Source organism: Halopseudomonas sp., assembly GCF_036960865.1.
Classification (GTDB): Bacteria; Pseudomonadota; Gammaproteobacteria; order Pseudomonadales; family Pseudomonadaceae; genus Halopseudomonas.
Genome location: NZ_JBALWE010000005.1, coordinates 1 through 16,035, shown reverse-complemented (window position 1 = coordinate 16,035; position 16,035 = coordinate 1). Strand labels below are relative to the sequence as shown.

General features: G+C 60.3%; 12 protein-coding genes and 1 pseudogene. 6 read left to right on the top strand and 7 right to left on the bottom strand.

What is annotated here, in order from left to right:
• The first annotated feature begins 66 nt into the window (after positions 1-66).
• The 3 genes from V7747_RS08145 to V7747_RS08135 are packed head-to-tail and all read left to right on the top strand — an operon-like array spanning position 67 to position 4,388.
• Positions 67-1,272, top strand: coding sequence for an acetate/propionate family kinase (locus V7747_RS08145; RefSeq protein WP_335615553.1), 1,206 nt, complete (start codon positions 67-69; stop codon positions 1,270-1,272).
• Positions 1,269-3,410 (top strand): phosphate acetyltransferase, encoded by a 2,142-nt coding sequence (gene pta, locus V7747_RS08140; protein ID WP_335615552.1) that lies wholly within the window; start codon positions 1,269-1,271, stop codon positions 3,408-3,410. Before V7747_RS08145 ends, pta begins: the two co-directional genes overlap by 4 nt.
• Before the next feature lie 48 nt (positions 3,411-3,458).
• Entirely contained in the window at positions 3,459-4,388 is a 930-nt protein-coding gene (locus V7747_RS08135; RefSeq protein WP_335615551.1) for an acyltransferase, read from the top strand.
• Between the two features lie 64 nt (positions 4,389-4,452).
• Here V7747_RS08135 and V7747_RS08130 read toward each other — a convergent pair whose 3' ends face one another.
• On the bottom strand, positions 4,453-5,109 hold the full coding sequence (locus V7747_RS08130; protein WP_335615550.1) for an OmpA family protein: 657 nt from the start codon (positions 5,107-5,109) through the stop codon (positions 4,453-4,455).
• A gap of 118 nt (positions 5,110-5,227) precedes the next feature.
• Positions 5,228-5,872, bottom strand: coding sequence for an MBL fold metallo-hydrolase (locus tag V7747_RS08125; RefSeq protein WP_335615549.1), 645 nt, complete (start codon positions 5,870-5,872; stop codon positions 5,228-5,230).
• Between the two features lie 229 nt (positions 5,873-6,101).
• On the opposite strand from V7747_RS08125, the gene V7747_RS08120 reads away from it, so the two are divergent.
• Positions 6,102-7,403, top strand: a complete 1,302-nt coding sequence (locus V7747_RS08120) for an OmpP1/FadL family transporter (RefSeq protein WP_335615548.1) — start codon at positions 6,102-6,104, stop codon at positions 7,401-7,403.
• A gap of 101 nt (positions 7,404-7,504) precedes the next feature.
• A complete protein-coding gene (locus V7747_RS08115; RefSeq protein ID WP_335615547.1) occupies positions 7,505-8,440 on the top strand; it encodes an outer membrane beta-barrel protein in 936 nt (311 codons plus the stop codon).
• A 98-nt stretch (positions 8,441-8,538) separates the two neighbouring features.
• Here V7747_RS08115 and V7747_RS08110 read toward each other — a convergent pair whose 3' ends face one another.
• Together V7747_RS08110 and V7747_RS08105 are read right to left on the bottom strand one after the other, a co-directional pair.
• The gene (locus tag V7747_RS08110; RefSeq protein WP_335615546.1) at positions 8,539-9,900 is read right to left on the bottom strand and encodes a DUF1329 domain-containing protein; all 1,362 of its coding nucleotides are present in this window, start codon (positions 9,898-9,900) and stop codon (positions 8,539-8,541) included.
• 432 nt (positions 9,901-10,332) lie between these two features.
• The gene (locus V7747_RS08105) at positions 10,333-12,018 is read right to left on the bottom strand and encodes a fatty acid--CoA ligase (RefSeq protein WP_335615545.1); all 1,686 of its coding nucleotides are present in this window, start codon (positions 12,016-12,018) and stop codon (positions 10,333-10,335) included.
• Positions 12,019-12,238: 220 nt separating this feature from the next.
• Between V7747_RS08105 and V7747_RS08100 the strand changes: the two genes are divergently transcribed.
• Complete coding sequence (locus tag V7747_RS08100; RefSeq protein WP_335615544.1) at positions 12,239-13,420, top strand: acetyl-CoA C-acyltransferase; 1,182 nt, start codon at positions 12,239-12,241, stop codon at positions 13,418-13,420.
• Positions 13,421-13,782: 362 nt separating this feature from the next.
• Here the strand turns inward: V7747_RS08100 and V7747_RS08095 are convergent, their stop codons facing one another.
• The 3 genes and pseudogenes from V7747_RS08095 to V7747_RS08085 all read right to left on the bottom strand — a co-directional run.
• The gene (locus V7747_RS08095) at positions 13,783-14,556 is read right to left on the bottom strand and encodes an ABC transporter ATP-binding protein (protein ID WP_335615543.1); all 774 of its coding nucleotides are present in this window, start codon (positions 14,554-14,556) and stop codon (positions 13,783-13,785) included.
• Complete coding sequence (locus V7747_RS08090; protein WP_335615542.1) at positions 14,553-15,611, bottom strand: FecCD family ABC transporter permease; 1,059 nt, start codon at positions 15,609-15,611, stop codon at positions 14,553-14,555. The genes V7747_RS08095 and V7747_RS08090 overlap by 4 nt, the downstream gene beginning before the upstream one ends.
• Positions 15,608-16,035: pseudogene (locus tag V7747_RS08085) on the bottom strand (ABC transporter substrate-binding protein); the annotation flags it as partial. The pseudogene V7747_RS08085 and the gene V7747_RS08090, both read right to left, overlap by 4 nt.

Genomic DNA, 16,035 nt, shown 5'->3' with positions numbered 1-16,035 from the left:
GCGCAACACGCGCCTTAATTACCGGCAGCCTGATGCTGCCCCATGAAACAGGAACACTGACATACCATGAGAGATCGTCTGGTATTGGTCATCAACGGTGGCAGCTCATCGATCAAGCTGGCACTGCGCAAACAGGGAAGTTCCGAGCCCGTCTTCGAGGCGCAGGCTGAACGTCTGAACACCCCCCAGGCCAGTTATACGTATGCTGGTGGCCCGAGCATCAGCCTGCCCGACGCGGACACCAAGGCGGCGCTGAAAGTCCTGCTCCCCTTGGTCGAACAGCACAGCAACGGCCCGATCAGCGTGGTAGGACATCGCGTTGTGCACGGCGGCGAGCAGTTTACCGAAGCGCGTCTGATCGATGATGAAGTACTCGCGGGCATCGAGGCCAACGCGCCACTGGCGCCACTGCATAACCCGGCCAACCTGAGTGGCATTCGCGCCGCCATGGCTCTACTGCCAGATCTCCCGCAGGTCGCCGTATTCGATACCGCCTTCCATCAGAGCATGCCGCCACACGCCTTCCGTTATGCGTTGCCGGACGAGCTTTATGCCGTACACGGCGTGCGTCGCTACGGCTTCCATGGCACCAGCCATCAGTACGTAGCCCACCAGGCCAGCCTCATGACCGGGAAAAAGAACGGCAAAGGTGCTTGGCTAAGCGCTCACTTGGGTAATGGCTGTTCCAGCTGTGCCATTTTTGATGGCAAGAGCATGGACACCAGTATGGGGCTTACGCCACTCGAGGGGCTGGTAATGGGCACGCGTAGCGGCGATGTCGACCCCAATCTGCACGCCCACCTCGCCCGCACCTTGGGCTGGGATCTGCCCCGCATTGAGCAATTGCTGAACCGCGAAAGTGGTTTACTAGGCCTCTCGGGGCTGTCGAACGACATGCGCGAGCTGGAGCAGGCACGTGCCGACGGTCACGGCGGCGCGCAGCTGGCCATCGAAGTATTCTGCTACCGCTTGGCGCGCTCACTTGCCGGGCTGGCCATTGCGCTACCGCACATCGACGGGTTGATCTTTACCGGCGGCATTGGCGAGAACTCGGCGCTGACCCGCGCGCTAACGCTCAGTCACCTGGGTGTCATGGGTTTGCACGTTGACCCGGATCGCAACAGCACCCTGGCCCGCCGCGAAGCGGGCCACATTGAAGCTGCCGGCTCACCAGCTATTCTGGTCATACCCACCGACGAGGAGCGCCAGATTGCAGAAGAGAGTCTGGCACTGCTGGATCGCGCATACACTGGAACGGAATCCCCGGCATGAGCCAACACACCTTTTTTGTTGCCCCCACCGGATTTGGTGTCGGCCTGACCTCTACCAGCCTGGGCTTGATACGCGCTCTGGAGCGCACCGGACTGCGCGTGCACTTCCTCAAGCCCATCGCCCAGCCACATCCCGGCGACGAGGGCCCCGAGCGCTCAACCGAGCTGATCAGCCGCACACTCGGCCTGTCACCGCCTCCTGCCATGCCCCTGGCCGAGGTCGAGCACCAGTTGGCGATAGGCGAACTGGACGACCTGATGGAAGAAATGGTCAGCCGCTACCAGCAGGCAGCGCAGGACGCCGACGTGGTGGTAGTCGAAGGCATGGTACCGACACGGCAAAGCAGCTACGCCGCACAGATCAACCAGGCATTGGCCAAGAGTCTGGATGCTGACGTGATCCTGGTCACTACCCCAGATGGCGACGACATGGCCAGCCTGGCAGATCGCATCGAAATTCATGCGCAGGCTTTCGGCGGGCCCAGCCATCCCAAGGTACTGGGCGTGATCGTCAACAAGGTGCATGACCTCGACGACGAGGCGCTGGTTGATGTGCCTGATGGCCGCGCGCTGAAAAACACCCTGAAGAGTTTCGCCCAAGCGCTCAAGCAGGCATCAGTGCGGCTCGACACCGACGACTTCCGCCTGATCGGCTGTGTACCTTGGCAGGACGAGCTCAACGCGCCGCGCACAGCCGATATAGCCACCCTGCTGAAAACCACCATCTACCATCCTGGCGAGATGCAACAGCGTCGGGTGATGGAAATTGCCCTGTGCGCGCGCACCGTGCCCAACATCATTGATCGCCTCAAGCCCGGCACCCTGATCGTCACACCCGGCGACCGCGACGACATCATCATTGCCAGCAGCCTGGCCTCACTAGCCGGCACACCGCTCGCGGGCTTGCTGCTGACCGGCGACATGCCCCCCGATCCACGGGTCATCCAGCTATGCCAACCGGCCCTGGATCAGGGCTTGACCATTCTGGGCGTCCGCACCAACAGTTTCGATACCGCCACCCAGCTGGATCGTATGAACCGCGAAATCCCGATTGACGACCGCGATCGCGCCGAGCGGGTGACCAACTTCGTGGCCTCGCATATCGACCACGCCTGGCTGGCCAAGCGCTGCGACCTGCCGCGCGAAAAGCGCATGTCACCGCCCGCCTTTCGCTACGAACTGGTGCGTCAGGCACAGCGGGCAGCCAAATGCATCGTGTTGCCCGAAGGCGATGAGCCGCGCACAGTGCAAGCCGCGGCCATCTGCCAGCGCCGGGGGATTGCCGATTGCATATTGCTGGCCAAGCGTGACTCGGTGGAAGCCGTGGCCCGGGCGCAGCACATCACCCTCCCCGAGGGTTTGCAGATCATCGATCCCGATGAGGTGCGCGAGCGCTACGTCGCGCCCATGGTCAAGCTGCGTGAAGGCAAGGGCCTGAACGAACCCATGGCCCTGCAGCAACTGGAAGATAATGTAGTGCTCGGCACCATGATGCTGGCACTCGACGAGGTAGACGGCCTGGTTTCCGGCGCAATCCACACCACGGCCAATACCATTCGCCCCGCCTTCCAGCTGATCAAGACCGCACCCGGTTACAACCTGGTGTCTTCGATCTTTTTCATGCTACTTCCCGAGCAGGTGCTGGTGTACGGCGACTGCGCGGTCAACCCCGACCCCAACGCCGAGGACCTGGCGGAAATCGCCATCCAGAGCGCGCGCTCGGCTGAAGCATTCGGCATTCCCGCCAGGGTCGCGATGATCAGCTATTCAACCGGCAGCTCCGGCAGCGGTAGCGAGGTCGAGAAAGTGCGTGAAGCCACCCGCCTGGCCAAAGCGCGCGAACCCGGGCTGTTGCTCGACGGTCCGCTCCAGTATGATGCCGCCGCGATTGCCAGCGTCGGACGCCAGAAGGCGCCAGACAGCCCAGTGGCCGGCCAAGCCACTGTATTTGTCTTCCCCGACCTGAATACTGGCAACACCACCTACAAGGCGGTGCAGCGCAGCGCCAACGTCATTAGCGTTGGACCGATGCTGCAAGGCCTGCGTAAGCCGGTGAATGACCTGTCGCGCGGCGCACTGGTGGACGATATTGTGTATACCATCGCGTTGACGGCCATACAGGCCTATAACAACCAATGACATAACGAGAACGACCGCTGCAGCGGTCCTGCTGACGAGCCCATACCCATGCTGTCTTTCCTGCCTGCCTTTCTGCGCGGCATTCTCGCCACCCTGCTGTTGGCGCTGAATACGTTGTGCTGCGCTTCGGTGCTGTTCGCAATTGCCCTGGTCAAACTGCTGCCAATCCCGGCACTGCAAAAAGCCTGCACCGTATTGATGATTGCCATTGCCGAGTTATGGATGCTCTGCAACAGCGGCTGGATGAAGCTGGTCGGCAGCACCCGCTGGGAAGTGGAAGGGCTAAGCCAGCTTGATTATCGCGGCTGGTATCTGGTGACCAGCAACCACCAAAGCTGGGTCGACATTCTGGCGCTGCAGCATGTATTGAATCGCCGCATGCCCATGCTCAAGTTTTTTTTGAAACAGGAATTGATCTGGGTGCCGGTGATTGGCCTGTGCTGGTGGGCGCTGGATTTCCCCTTTATGAAACGCTACAGCAAGGCCTACCTGGAGAAATACCCGGAGAAAGCCGGCCAGGACCTGGAAACCACCCGCAAGGCCTGTGAAAAGTTCAAGACTACCCCGGTGGCGGTATTCAACTTTCTGGAAGGCACCCGCCTAACACCAGCCAAGCACGCCCAGCAGCAGTCACCCTTCACCTATCTGCTCAAACCCAAATCCGGCGGTATTGCCTTCGTGCTGGATGCCATGGGCAGCCAACTGCGCTCGTTGCTTGATATCACAATCCATTATCCCAACGGCAATCCGAGCTTCTGGGATCTGCTTAGCGGCAAGTTACCGCACGTGGTCATGCACTGCGAGCTCAAGCCCATCCCGGCGGACTTTCTGGGCAAGAACTACCAGCAGGATGCTGCCTTTCGGGCCGAGTTCCAGGCTTGGGTAAACCAGCTGTGGCTGGAGAAAGACGCTCACCTGGCAAGACTGCACGCCCAGTACCCCACCCCCGCAGACCAAGCTCGCAGCCATAACGACTGAACAAAACGCAGACACAAAAAAGCCGCGCCGGGCATTTGCCTCGGCGCGGCTTTTTACTGCCGAATTACAGCTGGCGGAGATTGATCTCAACCCGGCGATTCTGCGCACGACCCGCTTCGGTATCGTTGCTGGCAATCGGCTGGCTTGGGCCAACACCGGCGCTGCTGATACGCGCACTGGGCACACCCTGGCCTGACAGGTAGGAAGCCACTGCACTGGCCCGCTCACGCGACAAGCGCATGTTCAACTCGTTGGAGCCTGTGCTATCGGTATGACCGACGATGTTGATGCCGTTCTTGTCGAATTCCTTGAACACCTTGACCAGCGAATTCAGCGTCGGGTAGAAGCTGCTGGAGATGTCGGAAGAGCCAGAAGCGAAGGTGATGTTACCCGGCATGACCAACTGGATGCTGTCGCCGTTGCGTACAACCTGTACGCCGGTGCCAGTCAGTTCCTGACGCAGACGCTGCTCCTGCTTGTCGACGTAATAGCCGTAGCCGCCGCCTGCTGCGCCGCCCACAGCAGCACCTATCAGCGCGCCCTTGGCACGGTCGTCACTACTTGAGGTAGCAGCGCCCACAGCGGCCCCCGCCAGGGCACCCAAGCCACCATACTTGGCAGACTTGCCTGCTTCTTCCTCGCCGGTATAGGGGTTATTGGTACAACCGGTCAATACCAGCGCGCACACGCCGGCAGCAATCAAACCTTGGCTTTTTTTCATCATTTTGTTCCCTTTCATCTGTTATCTGAATCATTCACTACCAACAGGGCTCATGCCGGACCAGCGTCAACAGCACCACCCACTCCCAAAGCTGCACCAATGAGGCAAGGCATTCACGTTAACCACGGATAAACGGGTTCTCACGAATCTCGTCGCCAATACGGGTATCCGGGCCATGGCCAGTTACCACTACAGCTTCTTCATCCAAGCTATAGAGCCGCTGACGGATGGATCGTTCAATTTTCTGATAATCGCCGCCCCACAGATCGGTACGCCCGATACCCCGACGGAACAGGGTATCCCCTGCAATCAGCAGCTTTTCCTGCGGGAACCAGAAGCTCATTGAGCCCGGCGTATGCCCCGGTGTATGCAACGCCACACCGCAGCCGCAGGCCAATTCTTCGTCATCCTGCAACCATTGATCCGGTGCCGGCACCGGCACGTAGGGCACACCAAAGCGCTTGCACTGCATCTCCAGGTTGTCCCAGAGAAACTGATCTTCCTGGTGCAGGTGCAGGGAGGCGCCAGTGGCTTTCTTCATTTCGCCCGAGGCCAGAAAGTGATCCAGGTGGGCATGCGTATGAATAATGCTGACCACCTTCAGACCCAAGACCTCGAGACGATCAAGGATCAGTTGGTGATCACCGCCCGGATCAATCACCAACGCCTTCTTCGTCAGCGGGTCACCCACGATAGTGCAGTTGCATCCCAGCGGACCGACGGGAAAGGTTTCGCGGATCAAGGGGGTTGGTGCAAGGGTCATGGCAATCCTCTTGGCAGTATGGGCTTGAAAGCGCAGTGCGCGACTATCCGCATGATAACAGTCAGCAAGCTTGGCATTCTCGTCAGCCGTGATCAACGCAGCGCCGGCTGGCCAATATGCCCAGATTGGCTACGCTTGTGTTTGCCGCAGAGACACCACCGAGCCTGACCCAGCCCGTCGCCACGCAGCGCATCCCGCCCGCTGCCGCGACACTTGAGGGAGTTCTTACATGGATAGACAGACAAACTCACACCGCGTGATCAGGGGTGGCGCAGCAGCATTGCTGAGCCTTGTCTGCGCCAACCAGGCCAGTGCCGGTGGCATCATGCTGTACGAGGTTGGCCAGGAAGGTGCTGGCCTGGCCAACGCTGGTGCGGCGGTATTGGCAAACGACCCCAGTGTGCTGATGAATAACCCGGCGGGCATTTCACGGCTTGAAGGGACCCAGGTCAACGCGAACGGGCAACTAGTGATTGGCCACATCAAATTCTCCGGTGATGCATCCAGCGATTTCGACGGTAACAACGGCGGCAACGCACTGAAATACCTACCCGGCGCGAGTTTTTTCATCAGTCACCAAATCGACGATAGGTCCAGTATCGGTTTCGGCATGTACGGCAACTTTGGTCTGGCAGTGAAGTACAACGATAGCTGGGCAGGACGCTACTTTACCCAAGAGGCTGCGGTTATTGGCCTGAGCTTTGAGCCGGTTTACTCCTACAAGGTGGACGACAAGCTGTCGCTGGGTATCGGGCCACGCATCATGTATGGCTATTACCGTACCCAGGCGGCCGTCTACAATAACGTACTGGGGTTGGGCGGTGGTCGCAGCGATGGTCAGTTGGAATACCAGGACACCGACGTCGGTATCGGCGTGAATATGGGCCTGCTCTACCACCTCAATGAGCGTGTGGACTTGGGCCTGGCCTATACCAGTAAGGTAGAGCTTGAGTTTGCAGACCGACCCAGCTTCGACAACATCAACAACCCGCTATTGAATGGAGCCTTGCAGGCCGCCAACGTCCGCAACCTGGAGTTGGCGATGCAGGTGCCACAGACGCTGCTGTTCAGCTACAGCTACGCGCTCGATCCACAGTGGAACCTGCTGGGCAGCCTCGGCTGGCAGGACTGGAGCGAGTTCGGCGACATTGGCGTCGCGGTGGAAGCCGACGCCGGCAGCGTGACGACCGGCGTGGATCGTCGCTACAAAGATACCTGGCACGCCGCCATTGGTGCCCAGTATCAGGCCAGCGCTCAGTTGCGCTGGAACCTGGGTATAGGCTATGACAGCAGCATGGTCGATGACGCCGATCGCACGGTCGACAATCCGGCAGCAGCGGCCTGGCGCTTGGCCGGCGGCCTCAATTATGCCGTGGACGACAACCTAGAACTGCACGCGGCCTACACCCTGGTGTGGCTGGGCGATATGGACGTGGCGCAAAGCAAAAGTCGCTCTGGCGAGACCCTGTCCGGCAGCTATGACAAAAGCGCCCTGCACATCCTGGGCGGTGGCGCGGTCTGGCGCTTCTAGCCGTGGGTTGCCGCCCGCCGGGAGAGCCCCGTCAGCGGCAGGACATTCCCGCAGAACGCTGTATATTATTGCCAACCCTACCGCAAAGCGCGCCAGCAACCATGCCCAGAACGCCCACTACCCTCGCCTTGCTGGCCTTGTTCAGCGCTCCTGCTCTGGCTGCCGAACCGCTCCGGCTCACCGCTGCCAACGTAGAGGACAAGGTCAATGGAATCCTGACCCTGATGTCATACTCCATGACCTTGGACCTGGCCTCGAGCGCGCTGCAGATCAACGATAACGATACCGGCGATCCGGCGCTGACCATGACCCAACTGGGCGGTGGCGCGACTATGAGTGACGAGATCCCCTTGTACCTCGAGGGCTCGGTGGCCTACAGCCGCTACGATCCCAAATTCGTTGCCAGCGACGGCGTGCAAACCCGCACCATCCCGGTGAAATGGACCTCGGTCACCGCCGCCGGCGGTATTGGCTGGGACTTTCCGCTGGACGATGAATGGGTACTGCGCCCTATCGGCAATATCGCCTTGGGCTATATCAGCAGCGATATCAACAGTGCGCGGCTGTACCTGAACTACGAACTGGACCGCGAGATCGAGTTTCTCGATGACGGGCAAATGGGCGCGCTGGGCTTGGGCGGTGCCATGATGCTCGATTGGGAGCGCGTGCGAGAAGAGTATGAAGCCGATCTGGAGCTGCGCTACAGCTACCTGGATCTGCAGAACATCGGCGGAGACCGGGCCATTGAGGGCAATGTCACTGCGCAGACAGCCAACCTCTGGACTCGCTACCGCGCACCCACCGGCTGGACGCTGATGCAAAACCCGCTGCGCTATGTACTGGAGTACTCGCACTCCGAGTATCTGGGCGAGCAACGAGGCGCGCTAGGCTTTGACCGCCTGTCGACCGTGGGTGCGGGCATCGAATTCGATTCCAGCGCCTACCCGGTCTTCATTACGCGAACCCGCGTACTGATTCGGCAGATGTTTGGTGATGGTGTCTCCGGTACCGCACTGAGCCTGGCCGTCAGTTTCTGAGACCCTGAGCAGCCGATAAAAAAAGGCGTATGGAGCAGACTCCATACGCCTTTTCTGGACCTCACCCGCCAGAGCGACGGGCCACAATCCCTCAACGCTTAACGAACACCAGCCTGACGCAGCGCAGTCGGCGTGAAGTCATTGCTTGACGCCTTGTAGCTGTAGTCGTAGTTGCTGCGTTCTTCGTTGTTCATGCCCATGGCCAGGTAGCGACCCGCCACCAGGTCATACAGGGTTTCCATCGCGTAGCTTGGAACCTTGTCGGGGAAACGTTGCAGAGCTTCTGCCTCGGCTACCCGCCAAAGCTCGCCACGACCATCGTAATGGTCGATATGAGCCGCCTGCCAGGAGTCCTCGTCCAGGAAGAAGTCGCGTTTGGCATAGATGTGGCGCTCACCTTGCTTCACGGTAGCGGTCACGTTCCAAACGCGATGCAGCTCATAGCGCACCAGGTCCTGATTAATGTGACCAGCCTTGAAGATCTGATCGTATTTGACATCAGGTGAAGCCAGCTCGAAGTTGTTGTACGAGATAAACATCTCGCGCTTGCCTTCCAGCTTCCAGTCGTAACGGTCAGGCGCGCCGTTGTACAGGTCGAGGTTGTCTGAGGTGCGCATGCCATCGGCTGCGGTACCCGGACCGTCATAGGACACCTGGGGGGCGCGACGCACGCGGCGTTGGCCGGCATTGTAAATCCACGCCATGCGCGGGTTGGCGACCTGGTTGATGGTCTCGTGTACCAGCAGTACGTTACCGGCCAGGCGGCTCGGATCGGTTACCTGCTGCTTGAAGTAGTAGAGCATCTCGTTGTTGGCACTGGCATCGTAATCGGTCAGCGCGCTGGGCAGCACATACTCTTCAACAAAACGCACCAGATTGTAGCTGCCGTTGACCTGCGGAGTCGCCTGGGTCACGGTGCGCTGCAGCGAAGCACCACGGTAGCGCGTGATCTGGTTCCAGATTGCTTCTAGGCCATCCTTGGGAATCGGGAAGGCATAAGCCATCTGATAATCGGTCAGGCCATTGCCACCGGCAACCAGCTCGGTTTTCGCAGCGTTGTGCTTGGCGGCGTCGTAGATTTCCTGCGGCAGGGCAGCACTGCGGCGGCTCTCGAACACGCGCATCTTGAAGGTCTCAGGATAGCGCTTGAACATGGCGATCTGGCCCGGAGCCAGTTGATCGGCATACTCTTCATAGTTGGCGGCCGTAATCACAAACAGCGGCTGGTCGTCGCCATAGGGGTTGGCAAAGAAGCCGTTGGCATCCACAGCGGCAGCGTCGGTCGCCAGACCGCCAGTCCAGGCCGGAATGCTGCCTGCAGCGTTGCCAGCGGCTTCTGCGCCCACGGGGGTCAGGCTGTTGCCGAGCTCGGCAACCTGTTGTGCATCGGCAGCGGCAAAGCTGATCTGTGCGGCCAGCGCAGAGGCCAGAAAAGTAGAAGCAAGGATAATGGGTTTCATCGATTCGCCCTGTTTTGCTTGATTATTGGCGGCTCAGCGCTGCTGAAATAGGCACAGCGGCAAGGCCGGACGGGTGACATCAAGGAAGCGCAAGCATCGCGCCTGCATAAAGTGTAGACGCACGAAAACGCCCGTGCCCGACAGTCCGATGGACCGACACAACACAGCGTTCAGGATTATTAGGCTTTTTGTAATTCCTTGAGGAGCTGCGCACTTTATAGATTGGCGCCGAGGCAAGCAAGCCCAGCTGTCCCATTTAGCCAGTCGAATGGCAGCCAATAGGCCAGCTGAAGGCCTCGCGCAATGGGGCACCGCGAACAACAGACGACACTAGAGCATGAGACATTCAGTGACAATTGCTCACACCAGCTGCGCAGGCAAAAAAAACCGCCAGCCGGGGCAGCGGCTGGCGGTTGTGGACACGCTGTCAGCTTACTTCAGTGAAGAAATGCACTCATCGCCGTTTTCCAGCCACTGCGCAATCTCACCGCGAATGCGCTTTTTATCGAGCTTGCCAACGCTGGTCTTGGGGATCTCGTTCACCACCGCGATCTGGGTGGGAATGGCCCACTTATTGATGCGGCCCTCTTCGACGAAGGGCTGCAGATGCTCGCACAACGAGGCCGCGCTTACCTGCTGACCAGCGGCCGCGATCACCAGCGCAAAGGGACGCTCGTCCCAACGCGGGTCGGGAATCCCGACCACGGCCACTTCCTTGATGCTGGGGCTGCGGCTGATCAGATCTTCCAGCTCCAGCGAAGACAACCACTCGCCGCCAGTCTTGATGACGTCCTTGATGCGGTCACGGATATCGATAAAGCCCATGGGGTCGATGGTGGCCACATCACCCGTATGCATCCAGCCACCTTCCCACAGCTCCTGGCTCTTTTCCGGCTCGCGGAAGTAAGCCTGGGTTAGCCAAGGTGCGCGCAACACCAGCTCGCCCTGGGTCTTGCCGTCATTGGGCAGCAGCTTGCCATCAGCCCCCATGATCTGCGCTTCCACCATGGGGCCAGGTACGCCTGCCTTGATGCGATACGCGACGCGTTGCTCTTCACTGCCCTCTTCCAGCTCCAGGTTGATGTAGCCAGCAGAAATCATTGGACAGGTTTCCGACATGCCATAGGCGGCGCCCAACTGCATGCCTTTGGCTTTGGCGGCCTCGTACAGACTGCGGTTCAGGGCGCTGCCGCCAATGATCACGCGCATGCCGCCAAAGTCGAAATCTTCGGCGCCCTTGGCGTTGAGCACCATCTGCAGAATCGTGGGTACGCAATGCGAGAAGCTGACCTTGTGCTGCTTGATCAGATCGACCAGCAGCTCAGGCTCGTAGCGGCCAGGGTAAACCTGCTTCAGGCCCAGCATGGTCGCGGTGTACGGAATGCCCCAGGCATGCACATGGAACATCGGCGTGATTGGCATGTACACATCGCGATTGCCGAACTGGCGCACGGTATCCAGCGCCGAAAGTGAGGCAGCCTGCGACAGGGTATGCAGCACCAGCTGACGGTGGGTGAAGTACACACCCTTGGGGTTGCCGGTAGTGCCGGTGGTATAGAAGGTGGTGGCTACCGAGTTCTCATCGAAGTCGGCAAAGTCGTAGGTGGGTTCAGCCGCGGCCAGTAGTTGCTCGTACTCACCTGCCAGGCCTGGCAGATCGGCTTCCTTGCTGTCTTCGTCGGTCAGCAGAATGGTGGTGGTGACCGTGGTCAGTTGATCTTCAATGGCCTTGTAAATCGGAACGAACTCGCTGTTGACCAGCACCACAATGTCTTCGGCGTGATTCATGGTGTAGAGAATCTGATCCGGCGACAGACGCACGTTGATGGTGTGCATGACGGCACCCAGCATCGGTACCGCGAACATGCACTCCAGGTAGCGGTGGCTGTCCCAGTCCATCATGGCGACGGTATCGCCAGCCTTGACGCCCGCCTTGGACAGGGCGTTGGCCAGGCGGCAGATGCGCTCGTTGAAGGTGGCGTAATCGTACCGGCTGATATCCCGGTAGATTATTTCCTGGGTACGCTCGTAACGCTGTCCGGACAGCAACAGGTTCTTGATCAGCAAGGGCGTGGAACGCGCCTCATCGGTGGGCTTGAGGATACGAGTATTGAGCATGAAATGACCTAGTGTTTTTGGGATTGTCAGGGCATGGGAACAGTGCGCGAGCCCAATCAGCCTATGAGAAAACAGCCTAAAGAATAGCTCAGCCGGCACAACCGCAAAACATCATACGGATTTTAATCAAGGCCATTAAGCGTATAATTGTAAATAAAAGTCGCTTTATGACTGAATCATAATTCATAGTTTCACAATCACAACAATGGAGCCAAACAGCATGTCCGACAACAGCATTGTTATCGTCAGCGGTGCGCGCACGCCCATGGGCGGCTTTCAGGGCAGCCTGTCCAGCGTCAGCGCTGTCGATCTGGGCGCCCTGAGCATTCGCGAAGCCATCAGCCGTGCCGGCATTGAGGCCGAAGCCGTCGAGGAAGTGATCATGGGCTGTGTACTGCCCGCCGGCCTCAAACAGGGCCCGGCCCGTCAGGCCAGCCTCAATGCCGGCCTGCCCGCCGCTACCGGCTGTACCACTATCAACAAGCTGTGCGGCTCCGGCATGAAAGCCGTGATGCTGGCCCATGACCTGATCAAGGCCGGCAGCAACAGCATCATGGTCGCCGGCGGCATGGAAAGCATGTCCAATGCGCCCTACCTGATGGAGAAGGCACGCTCGGGCCTGCGTATGGGCCACGGCGAGATCAAGGACCACATGTTCTTCGATGGCCTGGAAGACGCCCGCACCGGCCGCTTGATGGGCTCCTTCGCGCAGGACACCGCAGCGCAACACGGCATCAGCCGCGAAGACATGGACGCCTATGCCATCGAGTCTCTGAAACGCGCCCAGGCGGCCATCGAGAATGGCTCACTAGAGAAGGAAATCGTCCCGGTCACGGTGCACACGCGCAAGGGCGAGGTCGTGATCAAGGATGACGAGCAGCCGCACAACGCCAATCTGGAGAAAATCCCCACCCTCAAACCGGCCTTCAGCAAAGACGGCACCATTACCGCAGCCAATGCCAGCTCCATTTCCGATGGTGCCAGTGCACTGGTGATCATGAGCGAAGCTGAAGCGCACAAGCGTGGTCTCAAGCCACTGGCCCGCATCGTCGGCCATGCGACCCAGAGCCAGGACCCCAGCGAGTTCACGCTCGCCCCGGTCGGCGCCATGCGCAACCTGTTCAACAAGACCGGCTGGAGCAAGGACGATGTGGACCTGTTCGAGATCAACGAAGCCTTTGCCATGGTTACCATGCTGGCCATGCGCGAACACGGCCTGGACCATGCCAAGGTCAACATCTACGGCGGCGCCTGCGCCCAGGGCCACCCCGTAGGCTCCACCGGCTCGCGCATCATCATCACCCTGATCAACGCCCTGCAGAACACCGGCGGCAAGCGCGGTGTCGCCTCGCTGTGCATTGGCGGTGGTGAGGCGACTGCTATTGCGATTGAGTTGATGTAACTTGAAGCGCTGCTGACTGGGAGCCGTTACAAACAACCTTGTCAACCGAGGCAGGGAAAAGGACTGTCCCGGTATCAAGTAATTCGTTCAGCTGATTATCGTTTTTCGCCTCTAGGCGAGTCAGGGGGAGATGCTTGCCCATCTCCCCCTAACAACCCCCTCGGGCACCCAGCTGCGCGGCCCTGCGGGTCCGCTGCGTTGCTCGACCTGCCGGGGATGCTCGCAAACTCGGCGCTGCGCACCTCAGACACCGCAAGCATCTTTTTCCCGGCAGCTCTGCGCTACTCGCCCGCTCAGATGGGACTACGGGTCCGTGCACTCGTCAGCCGCGTGCAACCAGCGCTAAAAAATCCGGGTATTTTTCATTGCTCCGCTACACCATCCACCAACACCACCGGATAGCCCAGCGAACAGGTCTCCACCCGCCCTCGCACGCCATAACAGGTCTGCAGCGAGTCCGGCGTCACCATCTGCAGGGGCTCGCCCGTGCGACAGTCGCCACCTGGCGCCAGCATGATCACCTGATCGGCAAAGCGCAGCGCCAGGTTCAAGTCATGACTGGCCACCAACGCGATGGCCTGGCGTTCACGCACATAGCTGCGTACCACCTCCAGCACATTCAGTTGCCAGCGCAGATCCAGCGCACTGGTCGGCTCGTCCAGCAGCAACAGCGGCGCCTGGCGCACCAGTACCTGGGCCAGGCCGACCATCTGTCGCTGTCCGCCTGACAGCTCGGAAAGGCGGCGCAGCATCAGCTCGGTGATACCCAGCGAGTCCGCCACCCGGGCGATGGCGGCGGTGATCTGTGCCTGCACTGTTTCGCCACTCAAATAGGCAGCGCCCAGCAGCATTTCGTAGACGATCAGCGAAGTCGCCTGCGGCAGGGTTTGCGGCAGGTAAGCCACCCGGCGCTGTCGCTCGCGGGGAGACAGCGCCGCAAGCGCATCGCCATCTAGCGTTATCTGCCCGCTGGCAGGCTGTAATCCAGCCAGCGACCGTACGAGAGTGGATTTACCCACGCCATTCGGCCCGATCAGCGCCACCAGCGAGCCCGGCGCGATTGGCGGCAGGGTGATCTGCTGGAGCACGCTACGCTGCCGATAGCCGCTGCTCAGTTTAGCTATCTGCAACGTCATAGCCCTGCCCTCCGGCCACGCGCGAGGATCAAGCTAACAAACAGCGGCACACCCACTAGCGCCGTGACCAGGCCGACCGGCAACACCACGCCGGGCAAGATGCCACGGCTGGCAATCGACGCCAGCGACAACAGCAGAGCACCCGCCAGCGCGCTACCGGGCAGAAAGAAACGGTGATCTTCACCCAGCAGCAGGCGGGCGATGTGCGGGCCCACCAGGCCGATAAAGCCCACCTCTCCCACAAACGCCGTGGCCACCCCGGTCAGCAGACTGACGCGCAGCAGCACCAAGGCGCGCAGCCGACCCACCGGCACACCCAGGCTGCGCGCCTGATCTTCACCGGTGCGCAGTATGGTCAAAGCCCAGGCTTGGCGCAGAGCAAACAGCAGACAGACCGCCAGTATCACGGCCAGCAATGCAGCCCGGTCGAGGCTGGCACGCGCCAGGCTGCCGAGCGTCCAGAACACGATCTGCTGTACTGCTTCGGCATCGGCCATAAATTGCACCAGACCCACCAGCGCGTTGAGACCAAAGAGCATGGCGATACCAAACAGCACCAGCGTATGCACCTCGGTGCCCAGCGTGCGGCCAACCAACAGCAGCAAGGCACAGGAGGCCGCAGCAAATACGAACGCCGCCAGCGGCAGCATGATCAGTTGGCTAAACCCTGCAAGCGTGGGCGCAAACACAATCACCAGAGAAGCGCCTAACGTTGCCGCGGCGCCGATGCCCAGCGTAAAAGGGCTGGCGAGCGGATTGTTCAATGCCGTCTGCATTTCCGCGCCAGCCAGGCCCAGGCTCGCGCCCACCAGCACTGCCATCAGCGCATAGGGCAAACGCAGCTCCAGCACGATGACCCGTTGCGCGGCGTCACCTTCTACCCAGCCAAAGGCCAGCTGAATGACATCCCACCAGCCCAGCCCCATAGGCCCGACCGACAAGTCGAAAACAAAAGCCGACAAGAGCGCCGCTGCCAGCAACAACAAAAGCGCCGCGCGGCGCCACCACAATCGGCGATAGCCCTTTGCTAGAGAGTCTGACTGCTGCGCTGTCATAGCGTTATCCAGTAGACGCCAGCCAGCGGCACCGGTTGATAGCGCGACTGCAGCCGCTGCAGCGTCTGTTCCGGCTGCAGGTCGGCAAACTGCTCGGGATACAGCCACTTGGCCATGACCTGCACCGCGACCACATTGAACGGGCTGTTGTAAAAGTCATGCCAGAGGGCATGCGTCTGGCCATTGGCGATGGCGTTGATGTGCTGCATACCCGGTTCACTGACCAGGCGCTGCAAGGAGGCGCGAGCCTCCGCCGCCGCAACGCCCGGACCAAGAGCCACGTAACGCGCGCCCTCGCGTACGGTTGCGCTTGAGCCCACCGCACTGGCGATGTAGTGCTGGCTGGGCTCGGTGATCAGCAGCTCGATGCTCAACATGCCGGCCGCGCCCGGCAGGCGATCACTGGCGATATTGCTGCCCCCGG

Coding starts and splice junctions, on each gene's coding strand:
- V7747_RS08125 (WP_335615549.1), bottom strand. CDS start 5,872: ATGACCCTTGCACCAACCCCCTTGATCCGCGAAACCTTTCCCGTCGGT.
- V7747_RS08130 (WP_335615550.1), bottom strand. CDS start 5,109: ATGAAAAAAAGCCAAGGTTTGATTGCTGCCGGCGTGTGCGCGCTGGTA.
- V7747_RS08115 (WP_335615547.1), top strand. CDS start 7,505: ATGCCCAGAACGCCCACTACCCTCGCCTTGCTGGCCTTGTTCAGCGCT.
- V7747_RS08110 (WP_335615546.1), bottom strand. CDS start 9,900: ATGAAACCCATTATCCTTGCTTCTACTTTTCTGGCCTCTGCGCTGGCC.
- V7747_RS08135 (WP_335615551.1), top strand. CDS start 3,459: ATGCTGTCTTTCCTGCCTGCCTTTCTGCGCGGCATTCTCGCCACCCTG.
- V7747_RS08095 (WP_335615543.1), bottom strand. CDS start 14,556: ATGACGTTGCAGATAGCTAAACTGAGCAGCGGCTATCGGCAGCGTAGC.
- V7747_RS08090 (WP_335615542.1), bottom strand. CDS start 15,611: ATGACAGCGCAGCAGTCAGACTCTCTAGCAAAGGGCTATCGCCGATTG.
- V7747_RS08145 (WP_335615553.1), top strand. CDS start 67: ATGAGAGATCGTCTGGTATTGGTCATCAACGGTGGCAGCTCATCGATC.
- V7747_RS08100 (WP_335615544.1), top strand. CDS start 12,239: ATGTCCGACAACAGCATTGTTATCGTCAGCGGTGCGCGCACGCCCATG.
- pta (WP_335615552.1), top strand. CDS start 1,269: ATGAGCCAACACACCTTTTTTGTTGCCCCCACCGGATTTGGTGTCGGC.
- V7747_RS08105 (WP_335615545.1), bottom strand. CDS start 12,018: ATGCTCAATACTCGTATCCTCAAGCCCACCGATGAGGCGCGTTCCACG.
- V7747_RS08120 (WP_335615548.1), top strand. CDS start 6,102: ATGGATAGACAGACAAACTCACACCGCGTGATCAGGGGTGGCGCAGCA.